Consider the following 19362-nt stretch of genomic DNA (forward strand, 5'->3'; position numbering starts at 1 on the left):
AAGTAGGAACCATGACCGTCACCACCCACACACCCCGCACCGTCACCCTCGGCTCCAGCGGCGTCACGCCCGAGGAGGTTGTCGCCGTCGCGCGCCACGGCGCCAAAGTGACCATCGCCCAGGACGCCCTGGACGAGGTTGCCCGGGTCCGCGCGCACATCGACAGCCTGGCAGCCAGCGACGTCCCCGCGTACGGCATTTCCACCGGTTTCGGGGCCCTGGCCAATCGGCACATCCCCAACGAACTGCGCACCCAGCTGCAGAAAAGCCTGATCCGCTCGCACGCTGCCGGCATGGGACCCGCCGTGGAACGCGAAGTGGTCCGGGGCATTATGTTCCTCCGCGCCAAGACGCTCGCCTCGGGCCGCACCGGCGTCAGGCCCCTGGTGCTGCAGGCAATGGTGGCGGTCCTGAACGCCGGCATCACGCCGGTGGTCCGCGAGTTCGGATCGCTGGGCTGCTCCGGCGACCTCGCCCCGCTGTCGCACTGCGCCCTGGTGCTGATGGGTGAAGGCGAAGCGGAAGGGCCCGACGGCGTCCGTTACGGCGGGCGCGGCGAGGAACCGGTCGCGGCGCTGCTGGCAGCCCATGGCATTGAGCCGGTGGTCCTCGCCGAAAAGGAGGGGCTGGCGCTGGTCAACGGCACCGAGGGAATGCTGGGCATGTTGCTGATGGCCATCGCGGACATCCGGCACCTGCTGACGACGGCGGACATCACCGCCGCGCTCAGCGTCGAGGCGTTGCTGGGAACGGACCAGGTGTTCCGCCCCGAGCTGCACGGCGCGCTGCGCCCGCACCCGGGGCAGGCCGCCAGCGCCGGGAACATGCTGCGGGTCCTGTCCGGCTCGCCGATTGTTGCCTCACACCGGGTGGGGGACACCCGGGTCCAGGACGCCTACTCGCTGCGTTGCGCGCCGCAGGTGGCAGGGGCGGTCCGGGACACTGTGACGCACGCCGAACTGGTGGCGTCCCGTGAGCTGGCCGCCGCGATCGACAACCCCGTGGTCCTGCCGGACGGCGAGGTCAGCTCCAACGGAAACTTCCACGGCGCTCCGGTGGCGTACGTGCTGGATTACCTGGCCATCGCCGTCGCGGACCTGGGCTCCATGGCTGAGCGGCGCACCGACAGGATGCTGGATCCGGCCCGGTCCCACGGGCTTCCCGCGTTTCTGGCTGCCGATCCCGGCGTGGACTCCGGCCTGATGATTGCCCAGTACACGCAGGCCGGGCTGGTGTCCGAAAACAAGCGTCTTGCCGTCCCCGCATCAGTGGACTCCATCCCCAGCTCGGCGATGCAGGAAGACCACGTGTCCATGGGCTGGCATGCGGCCCGCAAGCTCCGAAAAGCCGTGGAGAACCTGCGGCGGGTCCTCGCCATCGAACTGGTGACCTCCGCCCGGGCACTGGACATCCGTACCCAGCTCTCCGGCGGTGTCCTGACCCCGGGGCCCGCAGGGACAGCTGTACTGGCCGTGCTGCGCGCCGTTGTGGAGGGACCGGGAACGGACCGCTTCCTCTCACCGGAACTGGAAGCTGCCGACCTTCTAGTGGCAGGCGGCGAGGTGCTGCAGGCCGCCGAATCCGCCGTCGGCACGCTTGCGTAGGGCCGAAGAATCTTTCGTGTTCCCGGCCGAAGCGTCCGACAGGCGGAATATCCGCCCGTCGTGGCGCGGTGGCGGCGCTGAGTGTAGTAGAACTGAAGGTGTAGTGAAAGTCACATCAACGAAGCTGTGGCGCAGAACGTATACAAAGGGGTAGAAGTTCACATGAAAGCACGCGGGGCAGTCCTATCAAGGCGCGGCGCCCATTCCGCCGAAATTTCCAACTGGAAGAACCTCCGGGTTGGGGATCACGTAGAAATCATCAAACACGCTCAACTGGTGGCTGCCGGGGAGGTGGAAGAGGTTTCCCAAAGCGGAAACGTCCTCTGGCTCGTCGCGGCGGGCCCGGCTGAGAAGCCACTCTTCCTGAAATCGGACGGTGTCCAGGTCCGGCGGACCTGACAACCATCCCCAGCCTGTTCTTCCGGGAACCGGAAATCCCCGCACTGCATCGGCAGGGCGGGGATTTTTTGTGGCGCGGAAGCCACGGCAGTCAAGCGGCAGCTGGCAGCTTACGCGGCGATGGCCTCGTAGGTTTCGCCGAAGGGCACCGACTCGTCCAGTGCCACGGTGTAGCGGCCCGGGTGCAGGCGGGTCACCAGGATGCCGCAGCCGGCCTCCTGCGCTGGCCCTTCGATCAGCCCGGCGACGGCCTCTTCCAGTCCGGCGTGGACGTCGAGGGCGCGGGAGAATTCCAGGTCGATGGACGTGACCGGCCCCGTTCCGGCGGGGCCGGTGGTGGCGGGAAGTCGTTCGAGGGTGGCTGCAGTCATGAGTGAACTTTCTGTGTTTCGTGCCTCAGGGCAGCTCCCATTCTACCGTCCGGACAGTAAATATGTCAGATGACTGCCTACCAGACAGGTGAATTTCCCGCCGGAAAGCCTTGCCGCCGCAGGTCAGCCGGTGATGAGGGGCTGGTCACAATCTGCTTCGTTGGCGGCCGGATGGTGCCATAAGCAACCATGGAAGCATCCCGCTGAGCCACCGGACCGAAGGAGAATCCCGATGAAAATCATGCGCCTGGGCAAGATCGGCAGCGAACAGCCCGCCGTGATGGTGACCGATGGGGACGCCCCGCCACAGTACTTCAGCCTGTTGCCGCTGACTGCAGACGTGGACGGTGCCTTCCTGGCCGGCGGCGGGATGGAGCAGGTCCGGGCAGCCGTGGCGGCCGGCACCCTGCCCGTCCTCGACGGCGCGGAAACGCTGCGCGTCGGCGCCCCCGTGGCCCGGCCCGGATCAGTGGTGGGAATCGGAATGAACTATGCCGCCCATGCCGCAGAGTCCGGGTCCGCTCCGCCGGAGATCCCGGTGGTCTTCCTCAAGCCCAGCAACACTGTCGCAGGCCCGTTCGATCCAACGCCAGTCCCGCCCCGCTCCGGAAAATTCGATTGGGAGGTGGAACTGGGCATTGTGATCGGCAGGGAGGCCAGCTACCTGGCCGGCACGGCGGAAGCTGCCGCCTGCATCGCCGGCTACGTCACCGCCAACGACCTGTCGGAGCGTGAGTACCAACTGCCCGGCGAGGCCGGCCAGTGGACCAAGGGCAAATCGCTTCCCGGCAGCACCCCCCTGGGCCCCTGGCTGGTCCCGGCGGCTGATACGGACGGCGGCACCCTGCCGCTGCGCAGCTGGGTGAACGGGGAACCCCGCCAGGACTCGTCAACGGCGGAACTGATCTTTGACGCCGCAACGCTGGTGCACCACTGCAGCCAGTACATGCGGCTGGAACCCGGGGACGTCATCCTCACCGGAACCCCGGAAGGCGTGGCGCTCAGCGGCCGCTTTCCCTACCTCCAGCCGGGCGACGTGGTTGAAGTCGAAGTGGAAGGCCTGGGACGCCAACGCCAGGAACTGTTCCGCGCCGGAACATAACAAAACGCGCCGGGGGTGCGCCGTGCTGGTGCACCTCCGACGGGGCTCCTGCCGAAAATATCAGGCTGCCAGGGCCACCCAGCCGGAGCATCCGCAGATTCCCGTATTTGCGCTGCGGTTGTTGAGGCAGGCACGCAGGTAGACAGTTCCGCCGATGCCGCTGTTCTGGGCAGCAGAGGTGGTTCCGGTTCCATTGCTGTTGGTCAGGGTCGCCGTGTAGGTGCGCCCGTTAAGGGTGTATTGAAGCTGCGCCACGGACGAAATGCCGTCCTTCCGGGTATCGGTGCTTGAGACCGTATTTGTGGCCGAATTCCAGTAGGCTGACGATCCACCCACCGATGCCCCGCCGCTGGCGAAAGCCATCGACGGCGTCGCAAACAACGTTATGCCCACGGCCCCTGCGACGGCGGCAGCGGCGATTCCCAGCTTGGATTTACGCATTCCATAAGTCCTTCCCTTGGCGGATCACTGTGCGAACGGCCTACGGTGTGACAGTTTTGTCAGCCGCTCCCACCCAGGTTAATCAAGGGTCTGGATGAAATCGCGTCAGGCGCTGTCATAACAAAGAGCCCCGACCGCCGGTCCGCGAGGGAGGGCAGGTCGGGGCTCGTTGCGTCCTGGGTTTCTTTAGCCGGCTTTGACGGCCAGCACCGGGCAGTCGGCCTCGAGCAGGATCCGCTGCGAGACGCTGCCCATGATCAGCTTGCCCACCGGGGTGCGGCGGCGCAGGCCGATCACAATCAGCTCCGCGTTGTGCTCCTCGGCGGCGTCCAGGACTTCAGCTGCAGCATCGTGGCCACGGACCGGCTGCTTGATCACGTGTTTGATGCCCTGGGTCGCCAGCCGGTCTTCGATGCTCTGGATTTCGGAATCCTGCGCGTACCGGTTGTCCACCAGCGCGTCACCTTTTGACGAGTTGATGACCAGCAGGGTGGTGTCGGTTTTCCGGGCTTCGGCGATGGCCTGGGTCAGGGCCGCTTCACCTTCCGGGGTGGGGACGTATCCCACAACGATCGTCATGTTTGCTCCTTGGGTCTGCACACGGTTGATGGATGGCTGGGAGGCCTGCGGCTTTTCAGTCGCTGTAGTCGGCTGCTCCGGAATTGGCGGGCAGCAGTGGCTTCTTCCCGGGGCGGTTGCGCTTGATCAGTTTCAGCGCGAACGGCCAGGCCAGGATGATCGCCACAATGATGTACACCACGACGGCGATCGGCTCGCTCCACAGCCCTGCCGGGTCGCCTGCGCTCAGCTGCAGGGTCTTCCGCAGTTGGCCTTCGATGCGCGGGCCCAGGATAACGCCAAGGATCAGGGGCAGGACCGGAAGCCCGAAGCGCCGCATCATAAAGCCCAGGGCGCCCAGGACCAGCAGGATCATCAGGTCGAAGGCCTGCAGGTTCACCGAATAGGCGCCCAGTGTGGCGAAGAAGAGGATGCCGGCGTACAGGTAGGGGCGGGGGAGCTGCAGCAGCTTGGCCCACAGGGGTGCCAGCGGCAGGTTGATGATCAGGAGCAGGAAGTTGCCAATGAACAGGCTGGCGATCAGTGCCCACACCAGGGGTCCCTGGCTGGAGAACAGCTGGGGTCCGGGCTGGATGCCGTAGCTGGTGAACGCCGCGAGCATCACCGCTGCCGTGGCGTTGGTGGGCAGGCCAAGGGCCAGCATGGGGGTTAGGGTTCCGGCGGCGGCCGCGTTGTTTGCGGCCTCTGGGCCTGCCACGCCCTCGATGGCGCCCTTCCCGAACTCCTCCGGGTGCTTCGAGAGGCGCTTCTCCGTCACGTAGGACAGGAAGGTGGGAATTTCGGCGCCGCCGGCCGGCAGTGCACCGAACGGGAACCCGAACGCCGTGCCGCGCAGCCACGGTTTCCATGAGCGCTTCCAGTCCGATTTGCCCATCCAGGGCTGTCCCACGGGAATGGCGTGCAGGGGAGTGCGGCGCAGGTGCGCAGCGACCCAGAGTGCCTCGCCCACCGCGAAGATGGCCACGGCCACCACCACGATGTCCAGTCCGTCGGCCAGCAGGGGCTGGCCGAAGGTCAGGCGGCGCTGGCCGGTGACGGAGTCGATGCCCACCAGGCCGATGGCCAGGCCCAGGCCCAGCGAGGCGAAGCCGCGGAGCCGGGACGAACCCAGGACGGCGGTGACCGCAAGCAAGGCGAGGATCATGATCGCGAAGTAGCTCGGCGCGCCCAGGCTGACGGCGAACTTGACCACAATCGGTGCGCAGACGGCCAGGAGGGCCGTGCCGATGGTGCCGGCGACGAACGAGCCGATGGCCGCCGTCGCCAGCGCCTGCGCCGCCCGTCCGGCCTTGGCCATCTTGTTGCCTTCGATGGCTGTCACCACCGACGACGATTCGCCGGGTGTGTTCAGCAGGATGGAGGTGGTGGACCCGCCGTACATGCCGCCGTAATAGATGCCGGCGAACATGATGAAGGCGCTGGTGGGTTCCAGGGCGTACGTGACGGGAAGCAGCAGTGCCACCGTCATGGCCGGGCCCAGGCCCGGGAGGACGCCGACGGCGGTACCCAGGATGACGCCGATCACGGCGTACATGAAGTTCAGCGGGGTGAGGGCGGTGGCAAAACCGTCCATCAATGAGGACCAGACGTCCATCAGAGGATTCCTTCCAGGAGTCCGGCGGGCAGGGCGATGCCGAGGCCGAGGTAGAAGCCGTAGAAGGTCAGCAGCGACAGTGCCACCGAGATGATCCCGTCACGGATGTAGTGGCGGCTGCCCAGGGCCAGGACGCTGCCCCAGAACAGGACAGTTCCGGAGATGACCCAGCCGGCCCAGTCGATGAGCAGGATGTTCAGGACAAACGCCCCTGCCAGCGGCAGGACGGTCTTCCAGTCGGCGGGGTGGCTGAGGTCAACGTCCTCGCCGCCTTCGGCTTCACCCTTGCCGCCACGGAGGACGTTGATGGCCAGCATCACGGCGCAGACGATCAGCAGGGCCGCCACGATGAACGGGACGGTCTTGGGCCCCACCGGATCCGACTTCGAATACGGGGTGACCAATCCGTTGGCGTCGAGGAAAACCACAACGCCGGCCGCCCCGAGCAGGAGGGCTACCCCCAGCTCGGAGCGGCCTTTGAGGCTGGTAGCCAAGGAACTCACGCCAACCCGAGCTTCGTCAGGACGTCAGCCACCCGCTTGTCCTGTTCGGTGAGGAAGGACGCAAACTCGTCGCCCGTGATGAACGCGTCGGTCCAGCTGTGGGTCTTGAGGGCTTCCTTCCAGCTGGCGCTCGCGTGCATCTTTTCGAGTGCGGCGATCAGTGCGGCCTTGTCGGCGTCGTTGATGCCCGGAGGGGCCACGATGCCGCGCCAGTTGGTGAAGACCAGGTCGATCTTGGATTCCTTCAGCGTGGGTGCATCCACGCCTTCGAGCCGCTCGGCACCGCTGGTGGCGAGAACCCGGATTTCACCGGACTGGATCTGCTGCAGGTACTCGCCGGCACCCGAAGCGGCGAAGCCGAGCTTGTTGCCCAGGATCGCGGGGAGCAGGTCACCACCGCCGTCGTAGGAGACGAAGTTGACCTTGGTGGCGTCGATGCCCACCGCGCCGGCCAGCTGCATGGGCAGCAGGTGGTCCGGTCCGCCCGGTGAGGAGCCGCCGCCCACGGCGATGGAGCCCGGATCGGCCTTCCATGCCGTCACCAGGTCATCGATGGTTTTGTACGGCGAATCCTTGCTCACCATGATGGCGCCGGGCTCTTCGATCAGGCGGGCCAGCGGGGTGGTGCCCGTCAGCTTCGATTCGGACTTGTTGGTGTAGCTGGCGCCCACCACGCCAAGGCCCATGAGCATGGTGAGGTCGCCGTTGCCCTTTTCGTTGACCACGCGGGCCAGGCCCACGGTGCCACCGGCGCCGGCGAGGTTGAAGACCTCGGTGTTGGTGGAGATCTTCTCGTCATCGAGGACCTTCGCGGCGGCACGGGCGGTGGTGTCATAGCCGCCACCGGGGGTGTTGGGGACCATGATCTGCAGTCCGGTGATGGGGCCGGCAGCGGCGCCGGAGCTTTCCGAACCGGTGGAGCTCTTACCTGTGGCACCGCAGCCGGTAGCCATCAGGGCGATGCCGGCGGCGACGGCGGCAATACGCAATGCGCGGATTTGGCGCATGGTGTTCCTCTTCTCAAGAAATATGTTCAGCAGGACTGACTGGTGTTTCGATGCTAAGGGTGTCCGTGATCGGGGTCACTCTTATGTACGCAGAGAAAGTTAAGTTCATTGCGTTCACGTTTCCGGCCCCTCATCACCAGCTGTCGGCGGCGCGTGCGGCCGAAGGCCTGGCCCCGCCGGTCCGCGGGCCTGCGGTATAGTTCCGGTACCCCGGCACCGGCCGGCTGCCGCACCCCACCATAAGGACCAACCAGAGTGACTCGTCGAAGAGGAATGTCCCTGGCGGGGCAGTATCTGGTGCTTCAGCTGCTGATTGTCCTTGCCGTGCTCGTCGCCGTGGTGGCCATCTCCCTGGCCCAGTCAGCCGCCACCTTTGAACGGATCGAGGGCCGCCGGGCTCTGTCTGCGGCCGAGGCGCTGGGCAACAGCCCGGCCGTGCGGGAACTCCTGCCCGAGGCGGAACCAAGGGGCGGTGCGGCACTGACGGCAGTGGCCGAGTCAGTTCGCACGGTCTCCGGATCAGCCCAGGTGGCGCTCGCGAAAATCGACCTCACGGTGGTGGCCACCTCGGACCCCGGGCTGTTGGGCGGGCAGCTGGAGCTGGGGGAAAGCCGGGTCATGGAAGGCCGGGCCTGGACCGGGGTGGTGGCCGGGACCGGCCCCGCCGTCCTGTCAGCGCACGTCCCCGTGCTCAACGACTCGGGCAAGATGATCGGGATCGCCTCCATCAGCAGGAACTATCCCACCGTGCTGGAACGCCTGGGCGACGCCGTACCCAACCTGCTGACCTACCTGGGCGTGGCCAGCGTCCTGGGTGTTGCCGGTTCGCTGCTGCTGTCCCGCCGCGTCAAGCGGCAGACCCTGGGCATGGAACCCAGCGAGATCACGGGCCTTGTGGAAAACCGGGAAGCAATGCTGCACGGCCTCAAGGAAGGCGTGGTGGCGCTGGACCCGAATGAGCGCATCACCGTAGCCAACGACAGCGCCCGGGAGTTGCTGGGCCTGCCGGCCGACTGCGTGGGAAGGAAACTCGGTTCCCTCCACGTGGACCCAGCCCTGAAAGTGGTCCTCACCCGGGACCAGACCGAAACGGACCAGCTGGTCCTGGTGGGGGAGCGGCTGGTGGTGCTGAACCGGGTTCCCATCCGGTCCCGGGGCCGGGCCATCGGCTCCGTCACCACCCTGCGTGACAGGACGGAGCTTTCGTCGCTGGAGCGGGAGCTTGGGGCCACCCGGACCGCCACCGATACGCTCCGGGCCCAGGCACACGAGTTCGCCAACCAGCTGCATGTGATCTCGGGCCTGATCCAGATCGGCGAGTACGACTCGGTGGTGCAGTTCGTCAACGGCGCCACCGTGGACCGGACCCGGCTCAACGATGAAGTGACCGGCAGGATCCACGATCCGGCGCTCGCCGCCCTGCTGATCGCCAAATCAAGCCTCGCGACGGAACGGGGTGTGGCGCTTAAACTGTCCCCTGATTCCCGGCTGGAGGCCGTGGATGATGGGCTGTCACGGGACCTTGCCACCGTTGCCGGGAACCTGGTGGACAACGCCTTCGACGCGCTGGCAGGGGTGCCGGCCGCCGAAGTCCTGGTGCTGGTGGCGGAGCGGGCCGGCCAGGTGACCGTCACGGTCCGGGACAATGGTCCGGGTGTGCCGCCGGGCACTGCAGCGAAGATCTTCCAGCAGGGGTTCACCACCAAGGACCCCCGGCAGGAAGGCGGGCGCGGTTTCGGCCTGGCGCTTTCCAGGGTGGTGTGCCGCCGGTCCGGCGGCGACCTGACGGTGGCCAACGACAACGGTGCAGTCTTCACGGCACGATTCCAAAGAGGTGCAGGAAAATGATCAAGGTCCTGATCGTCGACGACGACTTTATGGTGGCCAAGGTGCACGCAGGTTTTATCCAGCGCACCGCAGGGTTCACGGTGGTGGGTGCCGCCCACACCGGGGCGCAGGCGGTAGCGGATACCGAGCGGCTGCAACCGGACCTGGTGCTGCTGGACATCCACCTGCCGGACATCAACGGGCTGGACCTGATGCACCGGCTGCGGGCGGTCGCCCCGGAACTGGATGTGCTGGTGATCAGCGCCGCCCGCGAAGTGGAAACCGTCCGCAAGGCCCTCCGCGGCGGAATTGTGCACTACCTGATCAAGCCCTTCTCGCAGACGGACCTGCAGGAGCGGCTGGAGCACTACCGCAACGCTTACCAGGGGCTCGAACAGGCCAAGGACGGCGCCGACCAGTCGGATGTGAACCGGGTGTTCGGCCTGGACCGCACCGAACGGCCGCTACCGAAGGGCTGCAGCGTGGAGACCCTGAAACTGGTGGAAACCGCCCTGCACGCAACCTCGTCAGACCTCTCCGCAGCAGAGCTGGCCGAGCAGCTGGGCACGTCCCGCGTCAGTGCCCGCCGCTACCTCGAATACCTGCACGACGAAGGGACCCTCGACGTCCGGCTCAAGTACGGCGTGGGCCGGCCGGAACGCCGTTACGTCCTAAAGGGCCGGTAGCCACCGCTCAGCGCAGCAGGGTGTCCACCAGCCGGGCCGCCACCTTCGCGGTCCGGCCGTCAAGGTCGTAGGCCGGGTTCAGTTCCGCCACGTCCAGGTGGAGGAGCTTCCCGCTCCAGGCCACCTGCCGGCAGATGGCGCTGATGATGGGGAACGGGACGCCGAAGGCCGCGGGCGCGCTGACGCCCGGAGCGACAGCCGCCGGCAGGACGTCCAGGTCGATGGTCAGGTACAGCACGTCGATGCCGGCCAGGAACCCGGCCACAAAGCCCCGCACCCGGTCCGCGTCGCATTCCTCGTCCAGCAGGTACGCCACATCCAGCTTCCGGGCAGTATCAAAGAGCGCGCGGGTGTTGTTTGTTTCGGAAATCCCGACGACGGCGTAACGGAGTTCGCGGCCCGCGGCCGCTTCGGCGCGGGCCATCTGGAGGAACGGGGTGCCGGAGCTGGGGAGTGGTTCGTCCCGCAGGTCGAAGTGCGCATCGAGGTTCAGCACGCCCAGCCGCTGGCCTGCCGTGACGGCCGCTGACGCGCTGACGCCCAGGTAGCTGGCGTAGGCGGTTTCATGGCCGCCGCCCAGCAGCACCGTCAGGTTGCCGGCATCGATCAGGGCCGTCACCGCTTTGCCGACACGCGCCTGGCCGGCTTCCAGGTCCCCGCCGGAGACCACCACGTCGCCGGCGTCGGCCACCTCACGGTCCAGGTGGAATGCCAACGGCCCCAGCGCGCGCCGGATGGCCGCCGGTGCCGTTGCGGCGCCGGTGCGGCCCTTGTTCCGGCGCACCCCCTCGTCGCTGGCAAAGCCCAGCAGCACCGCCGGGCTGGGGTTACCGTTCCGGCCTGCGGGACGGGCCCGCGCGGATCCGGCAGCGGCACCGCCGTGCGGCACCCAGGGTGCGGTATCCGCCACGGTGTCCCCGCCGTCATTGGCATCCTCATCAACGTCCCGGCCTGCTTCCACCGCCTGCCACCAGCGGCGGTGTTCGGCCGCGTCGCCGTCGAACCTGCCCGTCCAGGGCCGGGGCGGGACGTCGACGGCGGCGGGCAGCAGATCCATGGTCCAAGCTCACCGCATGCAGGCCGCGAATGCCAGCAACACCGCCGGTGGACTGTCTGGAATCCAAGAACTTTCGGGCCGCCCGGGGGCTATGGTGGAGCAATCCCTTCCCCCGGGGACCGTTACCCTTTGCCTGCGCCCACGGGCGCCACGATCCAGGCCGGAGCAGTACCCCATGTTTGAAGGTCCCAACATCCTTTTCGCGGCCGCCGGGCTGGCGGTCTTTGTGGCCGCTATCCTGCCCAAAGCCCTGCGCAACATGCCTTTTTCGATGCCCATGGTGTTCCTCGGCGCCGGGATGGCCGCTTTCGCGCTGATCCCCACGCTGCCCAGCCCGGACCCGATCGCCCACAACGAATTTGTCCTGCACCTTGCCGAGATCTGCGTGATTGTGTCGCTGATGGGCGCCGGGCTGGCGCTGGACCGGCCCGTGGGGCGGAAGCGGTGGGCCACCACCTGGCGGCTGCTGGGCATCGCCATGCCGCTGTGCATCGTGGGGCTGACCCTGCTGGGGTTGTGGTTCCTCGGTTTGGGCCTTGGCGCTGCACTGTTGGTGGCGGCCAGCCTGGCGCCCACGGACCCGGTCCTGGCCTCGGAGGTCCAGGTGGGCGAGCCTGCGGACCACGACGACGAGGCGGACAAGGAGGACGAGGTCCGGTTCGGGCTTACCTCCGAGGCCGGCCTCAACGACGGGCTGGCATTTCCCTTTGTCTATCTGGCGATCATCATCAGCGTGGTGGGCTCACAGCCGTCGGAGTGGTTTCCGGAATGGTTCGGCGTGGACGTGGTGTGGCGGCTGACTGTTGGCCTGCTGGCGGGGTTCCTGACCGGAAAGCTGCTGGCGCGGCTCTTTTTCTCGGCCAAGGCGGACAGCCTGCGGCTGTCCAACCACTCGGAAGGTTTTGTGGCCCTGGCAGCCACGTTCCTGGCCTACGGCCTGACAGAACTGGCGGAGGGCTACGGCTTCATCGCGGTCTTTGTCTGCGCGGTCACCATTCGTGCCGCCGAACACAGCCACGGTTACCACCGGGTGCTGCACTCCTACGTGGAGCAGCTGGAACGGCTGCTGACCGTGGTGATCCTGGTGCTGCTGGGGGGTGCGATTGCCCGCGGCCTGCTTGCCGGCGTCGGGCTTGCCGAGGTGCTGGTGGCCCTGGCGTTCCTGCTGGTGGTGCGTCCCGTGGCGGGCTGGCTGGGACTGCTGGGCGGCAAAACCGGGCCGCGGGAACGGATCGCGCTGTCCTTCTTCGGGATCCGCGGTATCGGCTCGCTGTACTACCTGGCCTACGCCCTTGCCGAAGGCCAGTTCGGCGGCCAGGCACGGGAACTGTGGGCCTTCGTGGGGCTGGTGGTGGCGCTCTCGATCGTGATCCACGGTGCCACCACCTCGCCCCTGATGAACCGGTTGGACCGGCTGCGGGAACGGAAGGCGCGGGCGGTGACCGGGGATGAAGGGCTGGCGCCCAACACCCCCGTGTAACCCCACCGGGAAGGGGAAGTTACATGCCCAGGGCGGCCTCGATGGGACCCACGGCGAAGAAGAGCAGGAACGCGGCCGCCACGGCCCACATCAGCGGGTGGATTTCCTTGATCCGGCCCTGGAAGGTGCGGATCAGCACAAACGCGATGAAGCCTGCGCCCAGGCCGTTGGCGATGGAGTACGTGAACGGCATCAGCGTGAAGGTCAGGAACGCCGGGATGGCGATGCCCCAGTCCTGCCAGTCGATCTTCCCCACCTGCGAGACCATCATGAAGCCCACCACCACCAGGGCCGGGGCCACCGCTTCGAACGGCACCAGGTTGATCAGCGGGGTGAAGAACATGGCCACCAGGAACAGCAGGCCGGTGACGATTGACGCCACGCCGGTGCGGGCGCCTTCACCGATGCCGGCGCCGGCCTCCACATAGATCTGGTTGGAGGAGACGGACGCGCCGCCGCCCACGATGGCGCCGAGGGCGTCCACCTGGAGCACCCGGTCCACGTCGGGGATGTTGCCGTGCTCATCGATGGTGCCGGCCTCGTTGGCCAGGCCCACCATGGTGCCCATGGCGTCGAAGAAGATGCTGAGCAGGATCACGAAGGCCAGCAGCGTGGCGGCCACAAAGCCCAGGTGCTCGAAGGCGCCGAACGGGTTGGCCTTGCCGATCAGCGACAGGTCCGGTGCGGCCCAGCCGGAGAAGGCCGGCGCCACCAGGGACCAGCCCTGCGGGTTGGACGTTTCGCCATCGAAGCTGGGGCCGATGTGCAGGGTCATTTCCAGGATCACGGAGATCACGGTGGAGGTGATGATGCCGATCAGGATGGCGCCCTTGACCTTGCGGACCACCAGGGCGATGGTGAGGATCAGGCCGAAGACAAACACGGCGGTGGGCCAGCCCAGCAGTTTGCCGTCAAAGCCCAGGCCTACTGGGACGGTGGTGCCTGCCACGTCCGGGATGCGCCGGACAAACCCGGCGTTGACCAGGCCGATCAGCGCGATGAAGAGTCCGATGCCCACCACGATCGCGGTTTTCAGCCCATCCGGGACGGCTTTGAAGACGGCGGTGCGGAAGCCGGTAAGGACCAGGATCAGCATGGTGACGCCGGACAGGACCACCAGGCCCATCATGTCCGGCCACGTCAGGCCCGGGTTGGTGGCCACGGTGACCGCCACGAATGCGTTGACGCCCAGCCCGGTGGCCAGCGCAAAGGGGTGCCTGGCCCAGGCTCCCATCAGGATGGTCAGGATGCCCGCCACAAAGGCCGTCACGGCGGCGACGGCCGTGAAGCCCAAGGTGTTGCCGCTGGAGTCCGGGCCGGAGAGGATCAGCGGGTTCAGCACCACGATGTAGCTCATGGCGAAGAAGGTGGCGAACCCGCCGCGGATCTCGCGGGAGAGATTGGAGCCGCGCTCGGTGACCTTGAAGTACCGGTCCAGGGCAGAGCCTTGCTTAAGCATTAGTCCTCCGGGGGAAGTCTGTGGGGATACCAGCATCCTATGGTGGCGGCGGGGGATCGGCCGGCAAATTCCCCTAGTCTGTAAGGAAGCCAACACAAGGAGCAGTCCCCCCATGCGTTCCATCCGCCGCCAGTTCCTGAGCCTCCTGCTCGGTGTCCTCGTCTCCGCCGCCGCCGTGCTGGGCCTGGCCGGTCCCGCCGCCGCCCATGACGCTGCCGAGTCCACCAGCCCGGCCCAGGGCGCTGCGGTGGACACCCCGCCGGCAGAAGTGTCGGTGACCTTCAACAACAACCCGTTGGGCATCGGGCCCTCCATCTCGGTCAAGGATGCGGCCGGGACGGAGTGGGCGGACGGGGCCGTGGAGATTGTGGACAACGTGGTGTCCCAAAAGCTGCGGGCAGGCGGCCCCGCCGGGGAATACGTCGTGGCCTGGCGCGTTGTCAGTTCCGATTCGCATCCCATTGAGGGGACCTTCAGCTTCACGGCAACTGCCGCTTCGCCCGGTGGTGCTGCGTCAGGCACCCCGTCGGGTACAGTTCCGGCAAGCCCGACGGCGGCCCCCACCGTTCCCGGGATGGGCAGCGCCCAGCCCGGTACCACCGCAGAACCCGCCGAGCCGGCCGGTTCGGGGGAGCCGTTCCAGTGGAGCATCGTGATTTTCGCTGTGGTGGCTGTGGGCCTGCTGGTGGCGCTGGCCGTCCTGGCCCGCCGCCGGCTTTCCGGCAACGACCGGGAGGACACGGAGAGCTGACGCGGTCGCGGTGCTTCCCGGCTGCCCGCCGGGTGCGCTTCGCCGGGCCCGGCTTTCCGCACGTTCCTAGCAGGGCAGGACGGCGAGGCTTCCGGTAGCCGGGAGCGTTCCGGCATCGGGGTTGACCTTGGCGGAGATGGCCAGCCCCACGGTTTTGGCCTGCCGCAGGACTTCCTTGGGTGAAGGCGTAATCAGCTCGCCCACTCCCACCAGGTAGATCCCGATGGCCCGCATCGCAGCGGCAAGGTTCCTGCCCACTGCGATGCCGAAGTCGTTGAGCATGCGCCGCAGCTGGCTGTGGGCGCAACGGGTGAGGACGATGTGGTCGGCAAGCAGGATGCCCGTAGGGGTATGCACTTCCCAATGGGTAGGGGTGGCCGCAATCCCATCCAGAGCCACGCCGTCCACCATGGTCAGCTGCACGGCCCGGGTGGTGTTGCGGACATCCACGTGATGGCTTGCGGCATAGTTGCGCAGGTGCCGGAGGATTTCGTTGCGTTCCTGCAGGCTGGCGGAATCAGCGGCGTCACAGCGCTGCAGGGACGAGGTATTGGGCGGCGAAGCGGCGCCGAGGATATCCAGCCCGTCCACCACGATGGAGTCCACGCCCCGGCGGCGCAGCTCCGCAGCTACGGCCAGGCCGGAAAGTCCGGTGCCGATGATAACGGTGGTGGTCTGTTCGGTCCTGGCAGTCAGGGGCAGGCTAGACACTACAGATCACTCCTTCGAAGGATTTCAACGCCGGTGCCGGCCTCCTGGCCGACGTGCGCCCCGTTTCCCCCTCAGTCCGGCCGCCGTGCGGGGCCGGGCAGCCTGATGGATTACGTACGGCATAGTCCCGGACCAACAATGTCCTGAAGACTACAGAACAAACGGGCCGCTGGATAGACCGTGGCGTAAACATTCTCCAGCGGCTGAACGCGCTTTCCAAGGGGGTGCCCCACGCCTGTGGATAACCCGGCCAAACCGCTCCTGAACAGGCTTGCCATGCAATACCGGACAGAGAATAGTGGGAACTGCAGGCGGAATTTCGCCGGCGGCTCCGGCCGCAGTGCACGGTGGCGGGGGAACGCCCCGCTGTCTGGCAGAATGGCCGGAACATCACAGCGGTAACGCGAGGAGGCGGCCCCATGGGCGCACAAGAGTGGCATCCGGACCCGGAGCGTGAGGACGGCGGCGAAACACCCGCTCCGCAGGGGATCGTTGTGGGCGTGGACGGCTCAGAGCATGGCCAGTGCGCGCTGGTGTGGGCTGCCCGCGAAGCCGTGCGCCGCCGTCGGCCGCTTCATATTGTGACCGCGTATTCCGTCCCTATTTTCGCGGCATCCGGCCTGGACGGAGGCTACGCCACCGTTGACGATTCCGTGATCCGGGAAGGCGCCGAGGCCATCGTGCGCCAGGCCCTGGACAAAATCGCCGGCTACGACATTGAGGTCAGTTCCTCCGTGGAGAACGGCGACGCGTCCGGGGTGCTCCTGGACCTCTCCGAGTCGGCTGAACTTCTGGTGTTCGGCACCCGCGGGCGCGGCGGCTTTGTGGGCCGCCTGCTCGGCTCCGTGAGCAGCGCCCTGCCCGCCCACGCCAAGTGCCCCACCGTCACGGTGCCCCTGGTGTGCTCCGACCGGCTGGGGGAAACCACCGAGGACCGGCGCGTCAAGGCAGAACAGGCAAAATCCGGACACCAGCCCGTGGAAAACGTGGTGGTGGTGGGCGTGGACGGCTCGGAGCAGGCACGGATCGCCGTCCTCGAGGCGGCGGACCAGGCCCTTCGCCTCGGTGCTTCCCTTCGTGTCGTTTGCGCCGTTCCGCAGTACAGCGGCTCCCTCGCCTGGGTTCCCGCTCCGCTGGACCGGAAGGCGCTGTTCGCGGACATCCAGGTGACCCTGGACGCGGGGATGGCCTGGCTGCGGAGCCACTATCCCGGCCTGTCCGCCGAGTCCCAACTGCGCGACGGGTCACCGGTGGAGGTCCTCGTGGCCGAGGGCCGGCACGTCGAACTGGTCGTCGTGGGCACCCGCGGCCGCGGCGGTTTCACGGGGATGCTGCTGGGATCAACGTCCGACGGCGTCCTGCACCACGCCAAGGGCCCCGTGATGGTGGTGCCGGACCGCGAGGATCCCCGTTTGGCTGACCGCGCCCGCTTCGGGCCGATCCTCGGCGCCGCCTGACCAGGGCGGCACCCACCGCGCCTGTGCGCCCGGAGCTCCCGTCCCCAGGTGCGCGGACTCCTGCGCGCCGTCGGGGACAGGCGTACCCTTGAAGTTATGAGCCCCCTTCCGGGATCCGGTCAGTTGCACCCGCGGCGGAAACCGCCGGGAGTTTCCCGCGTGTGGACCCGATGGCTGCCCTCGGTGGCGGTTCCGGCCGTGATTGCCGCCGGAGTGCTGGTGGGGACGCTGCCCGCCGGTGCCGCCGACCCGTTGCCGGCCAGGACACCCGCGCAGGTCATCGAACTGATGGGCACCCGCACGGCCGTGTCATTCACCGGCACCCTGGAACAGGCGACGGATTTTGGCCTGCCGGACCTCCCCGCGGCAGGGCCTTCGTCGGGTCCTGCGGCGGCCGGGGACGGTCCCGCCGGAAGTGTGGCGTCCATTGCCGGGCTGCTCGCCGCGGACCACACAGCCCGGGTCTATGCCGACGGCCCGGCCAAGCTCCGGGTCCAGGTGGCGGACGGCAGCTTCGCCGAACGCAATATGGTGCGCCGCGGAACGGATGTCTGGTTCTACGCCTCCAAGGACAATTCCGCCGCCCACCTGGTTCTGCAGGCTCCGGACCGCGGCTCCGGCGACCCGTCAACCGCCACCCCGGCGGACATCGCCGGCCGGTTCCTGGCCGCAGCGGATCCGGACACCGAAATTTCTGTCGGGGCCGAGGTTGAGGTGGCCGGCAGGGCGGCCTACAACCTCCTCCTCGAACCCAGGACCGCCGACACCCTGGTGGGCAGGATCGCCATTGCCGTGGACGGCGAAACAGGGTTGCCCCTGTCCGTGCAGGTCACGGCCCGCGGAGCCGCAACACCGGCCTTCCGGTCCGGGTTCACCGCCCTGGCCTTGGGCGCGCCGGACGATTCGCTGTTCACGTTTGTGCCGCCGGCCGGCAGCAGCGTCCGCGAAATTGTGCCGCCTGCCCCCGGTTTGTCCCACGACGTCGGTGATTCGGAGACGCCGCCTTCCGGTCCGCGGCCGGCTGTGACAGGCAGCGGGTGGACCAGCGTGCTGGCCGTGCCGGCGCCCGCAGCCGGCGGTACCGGTGCCGGCGCCAACGCGCTGCTGGCGGACCCGTTGCTGTCCCAGGCCGCCGTGGACGTGCCCGGCGGAAAGCTGCTGTCCACCCCCCTCTTCACTGTCCTGGTCATGGCCGACGGCCGGCTCCTGGCCGGCCTGGTCCCGGGGGAGCGGCTCCAGGCTGCAGCGGCCGCCGCGCAGTGAGCGCGGGCGTTGGGGGATCCCGGGCCGGCGCTTCCGGCCTGGCCATCGAGACTTCCGGCCTGACCAAGCACTTCGGCCGGCAGGCGGCCGTGGACGGCGTGGACCTTGCCGTTCCCGCCGGGACCGTCTTCGGGTTCCTGGGGCCCAACGGCTCCGGTAAAACCTCCACCATCCGCATGCTCCTGGGCCTGGCCGCCGCATCAGCGGGGACCGTGAAGCTGTTGGGCGCCAGCATGCCCGGGGAGCTGCACAAAGTGTTGCCGCGGGTGGGAGCGCTGGTGGAAGGCCCGGGGTTCTACCCGTTCCTGTCCGGCGCCGCCAACCTGCACCGGATGGACGCGGCCGGGCCCCACACCGTCCCGGCCACCCGGAAGCTGAGGGTGGGCCAGGCCCTGGAACGGGTGGGGCTGGCCCACGCCGCCGGGAAAAAGGTCCACGCTTATTCCCTGGGGATGAAACAGCGGCTGGGTATCGCCGGCGCGTTGCTGTCCGCCCGAGAGCTGCTGGTCCTGGACGAGCCCACCAATGGGCTGGACCCGCAAGGTACCCGTGAGGTGCGGAACCTGATCCGGGCCCTGTCCCACGACGGCACCACCGTTTTCGTCTCCAGCCACCTCCTGGCCGAGGTGGAGCAAATGTGCACCCACGCGGCGGTGATGAGCAGTGGCAGGCTGGTGGCCCAGGGGCCACTCGCCGACCTGCGCCGTGAAGGCACTGTCCGGATCCGGCTGGAGACTCCTGACGCCGCGCTGGGCCGGCAGGAGCTGGTCCGCCTGGGGCTGGTCCCCGCGGCGGACACCCTTGAACCGGGCGGCGATGGCGTTCAGGTGCTGGCCGCATTGCCGGCGTCAGCTGGCCCCGCAGTCCCCGCCCTGCTGCCGGAAGACATCGTGGCGCACCTGGTTGCGGCGGGCGTCAGGGTCCGGGGGTTCGGCGTGGAACGCGAAAGCCTGGAAGACCGCTTTGTGGCGCTTACCGGGGAGGGGTTCGATGTTGCCGGCTGACCGGACCGCAGACAGCCCCGACGCGGGAAACCAAGGCGCCGGCAGCCCCGACGCGGGAAACCAAGGC

Annotated in this window: 19 protein-coding genes; 10 read left to right on the top strand and 9 right to left on the bottom strand. The window is 67.8% G+C overall.

Annotated features, from left to right (window positions below; genetic code table 11):
- Positions 1-11 precede the first annotated feature (11 nt).
- Positions 12-1604, top strand: a complete 1593-nt coding sequence (hutH, locus tag QRN07_RS19295) for a histidine ammonia-lyase (protein ID WP_285241946.1) — start codon at positions 12-14, stop codon at positions 1602-1604.
- Positions 1605-1766: 162 nt separating this feature from the next.
- Positions 1767-2003, top strand: a complete 237-nt coding sequence (locus QRN07_RS19300) for a hypothetical protein (RefSeq protein ID WP_056599954.1) — start codon at positions 1767-1769, stop codon at positions 2001-2003.
- Positions 2004-2113: 110 nt separating this feature from the next.
- Here QRN07_RS19300 and QRN07_RS19305 read toward each other — a convergent pair whose 3' ends face one another.
- On the bottom strand, positions 2114-2374 hold the full coding sequence (locus QRN07_RS19305; RefSeq protein ID WP_197273542.1) for a hypothetical protein: 261 nt from the start codon (positions 2372-2374) through the stop codon (positions 2114-2116).
- Positions 2375-2606: 232 nt separating this feature from the next.
- Here QRN07_RS19305 and QRN07_RS19310 point away from each other — a divergent pair, with 232 nt between their 5' ends.
- Entirely contained in the window at positions 2607-3476 is an 870-nt protein-coding gene (locus QRN07_RS19310; RefSeq protein ID WP_285241947.1) for a fumarylacetoacetate hydrolase family protein, read from the top strand.
- A gap of 60 nt (positions 3477-3536) precedes the next feature.
- Here QRN07_RS19310 and QRN07_RS19315 read toward each other — a convergent pair whose 3' ends face one another.
- The 5 genes from QRN07_RS19315 to QRN07_RS19335 form a co-directional block, all read right to left on the bottom strand.
- A complete protein-coding gene (locus QRN07_RS19315; RefSeq protein ID WP_285241948.1) occupies positions 3537-3917 on the bottom strand; it encodes a hypothetical protein in 381 nt (126 codons plus the stop codon).
- Between the two features lie 186 nt (positions 3918-4103).
- Positions 4104-4496 (bottom strand): universal stress protein, encoded by a 393-nt coding sequence (locus QRN07_RS19320; protein WP_050684960.1) that lies wholly within the window; start codon positions 4494-4496, stop codon positions 4104-4106.
- A 55-nt stretch (positions 4497-4551) separates the two neighbouring features.
- A complete protein-coding gene (locus tag QRN07_RS19325) occupies positions 4552-6090 on the bottom strand; it encodes a tripartite tricarboxylate transporter permease (RefSeq protein WP_050684959.1) in 1539 nt (512 codons plus the stop codon).
- The gene (locus QRN07_RS19330) at positions 6090-6593 is read right to left on the bottom strand and encodes a tripartite tricarboxylate transporter TctB family protein (protein WP_050684958.1); all 504 of its coding nucleotides are present in this window, start codon (positions 6591-6593) and stop codon (positions 6090-6092) included. The genes QRN07_RS19325 and QRN07_RS19330 overlap by 1 nt, the downstream gene beginning before the upstream one ends.
- Positions 6590-7600, bottom strand: coding sequence for a Bug family tripartite tricarboxylate transporter substrate binding protein (locus tag QRN07_RS19335; protein ID WP_050684957.1), 1011 nt, complete (start codon positions 7598-7600; stop codon positions 6590-6592). The genes QRN07_RS19330 and QRN07_RS19335 overlap by 4 nt, the downstream gene beginning before the upstream one ends.
- A gap of 273 nt (positions 7601-7873) precedes the next feature.
- Here QRN07_RS19335 and QRN07_RS19340 point away from each other — a divergent pair, with 273 nt between their 5' ends.
- Entirely contained in the window at positions 7874-9448 is a 1575-nt protein-coding gene (locus QRN07_RS19340; protein WP_050684956.1) for a sensor histidine kinase, read from the top strand.
- The gene (locus QRN07_RS19345) at positions 9445-10113 is read left to right on the top strand and encodes a response regulator (RefSeq protein WP_050684955.1); all 669 of its coding nucleotides are present in this window, start codon (positions 9445-9447) and stop codon (positions 10111-10113) included. The genes QRN07_RS19340 and QRN07_RS19345 overlap by 4 nt, the downstream gene beginning before the upstream one ends.
- Before the next feature lie 7 nt (positions 10114-10120).
- On the opposite strand, the gene hutG is transcribed toward QRN07_RS19345, so the two are convergent.
- Positions 10121-11170: a formimidoylglutamase gene (hutG, locus tag QRN07_RS19350; RefSeq protein WP_285241949.1), complete on the bottom strand. Its 1050-nt coding sequence runs from the start codon at positions 11168-11170 to the stop codon at positions 10121-10123.
- A 175-nt stretch (positions 11171-11345) separates the two neighbouring features.
- On the opposite strand from hutG, the gene QRN07_RS19355 reads away from it, so the two are divergent.
- Positions 11346-12650 (top strand): cation:proton antiporter, encoded by a 1305-nt coding sequence (locus QRN07_RS19355; RefSeq protein WP_285241950.1) that lies wholly within the window; start codon positions 11346-11348, stop codon positions 12648-12650.
- A gap of 19 nt (positions 12651-12669) precedes the next feature.
- On the opposite strand, the gene QRN07_RS19360 is transcribed toward QRN07_RS19355, so the two are convergent.
- On the bottom strand, positions 12670-14109 hold the full coding sequence (locus QRN07_RS19360; RefSeq protein ID WP_285241951.1) for an NCS2 family permease: 1440 nt from the start codon (positions 14107-14109) through the stop codon (positions 12670-12672).
- A 112-nt stretch (positions 14110-14221) separates the two neighbouring features.
- Between QRN07_RS19360 and QRN07_RS19365 the strand changes: the two genes are divergently transcribed.
- Positions 14222-14860 (top strand): copper resistance CopC family protein, encoded by a 639-nt coding sequence (locus tag QRN07_RS19365; RefSeq protein WP_285241952.1) that lies wholly within the window; start codon positions 14222-14224, stop codon positions 14858-14860.
- A gap of 66 nt (positions 14861-14926) precedes the next feature.
- Here QRN07_RS19365 and QRN07_RS19370 read toward each other — a convergent pair whose 3' ends face one another.
- Positions 14927-15562, bottom strand: coding sequence for an NAD(P)-binding protein (locus QRN07_RS19370; RefSeq protein WP_082178236.1), 636 nt, complete (start codon positions 15560-15562; stop codon positions 14927-14929).
- Between the two features lie 428 nt (positions 15563-15990).
- Between QRN07_RS19370 and QRN07_RS19375 the strand changes: the two genes are divergently transcribed.
- From QRN07_RS19375 to QRN07_RS19385, 3 genes are all read left to right on the top strand, one after another.
- Positions 15991-17028: a universal stress protein gene (locus QRN07_RS19375; RefSeq protein ID WP_050684949.1), complete on the top strand. Its 1038-nt coding sequence runs from the start codon at positions 15991-15993 to the stop codon at positions 17026-17028.
- Between the two features lie 159 nt (positions 17029-17187).
- Complete coding sequence (locus tag QRN07_RS19380; RefSeq protein WP_285241953.1) at positions 17188-18291, top strand: LolA family protein; 1104 nt, start codon at positions 17188-17190, stop codon at positions 18289-18291.
- A complete protein-coding gene (locus QRN07_RS19385; protein ID WP_285241954.1) occupies positions 18288-19295 on the top strand; it encodes an ABC transporter ATP-binding protein in 1008 nt (335 codons plus the stop codon). Before QRN07_RS19380 ends, QRN07_RS19385 begins: the two co-directional genes overlap by 4 nt.
- Positions 19296-19362: the final 67 nt, after the last annotated feature.

Source organism: Pseudarthrobacter sp. MEB009 (assembly GCF_030208875.1).
In the GTDB taxonomy this organism is placed as follows: Bacteria; Actinomycetota; Actinomycetes; order Actinomycetales; family Micrococcaceae; genus Arthrobacter.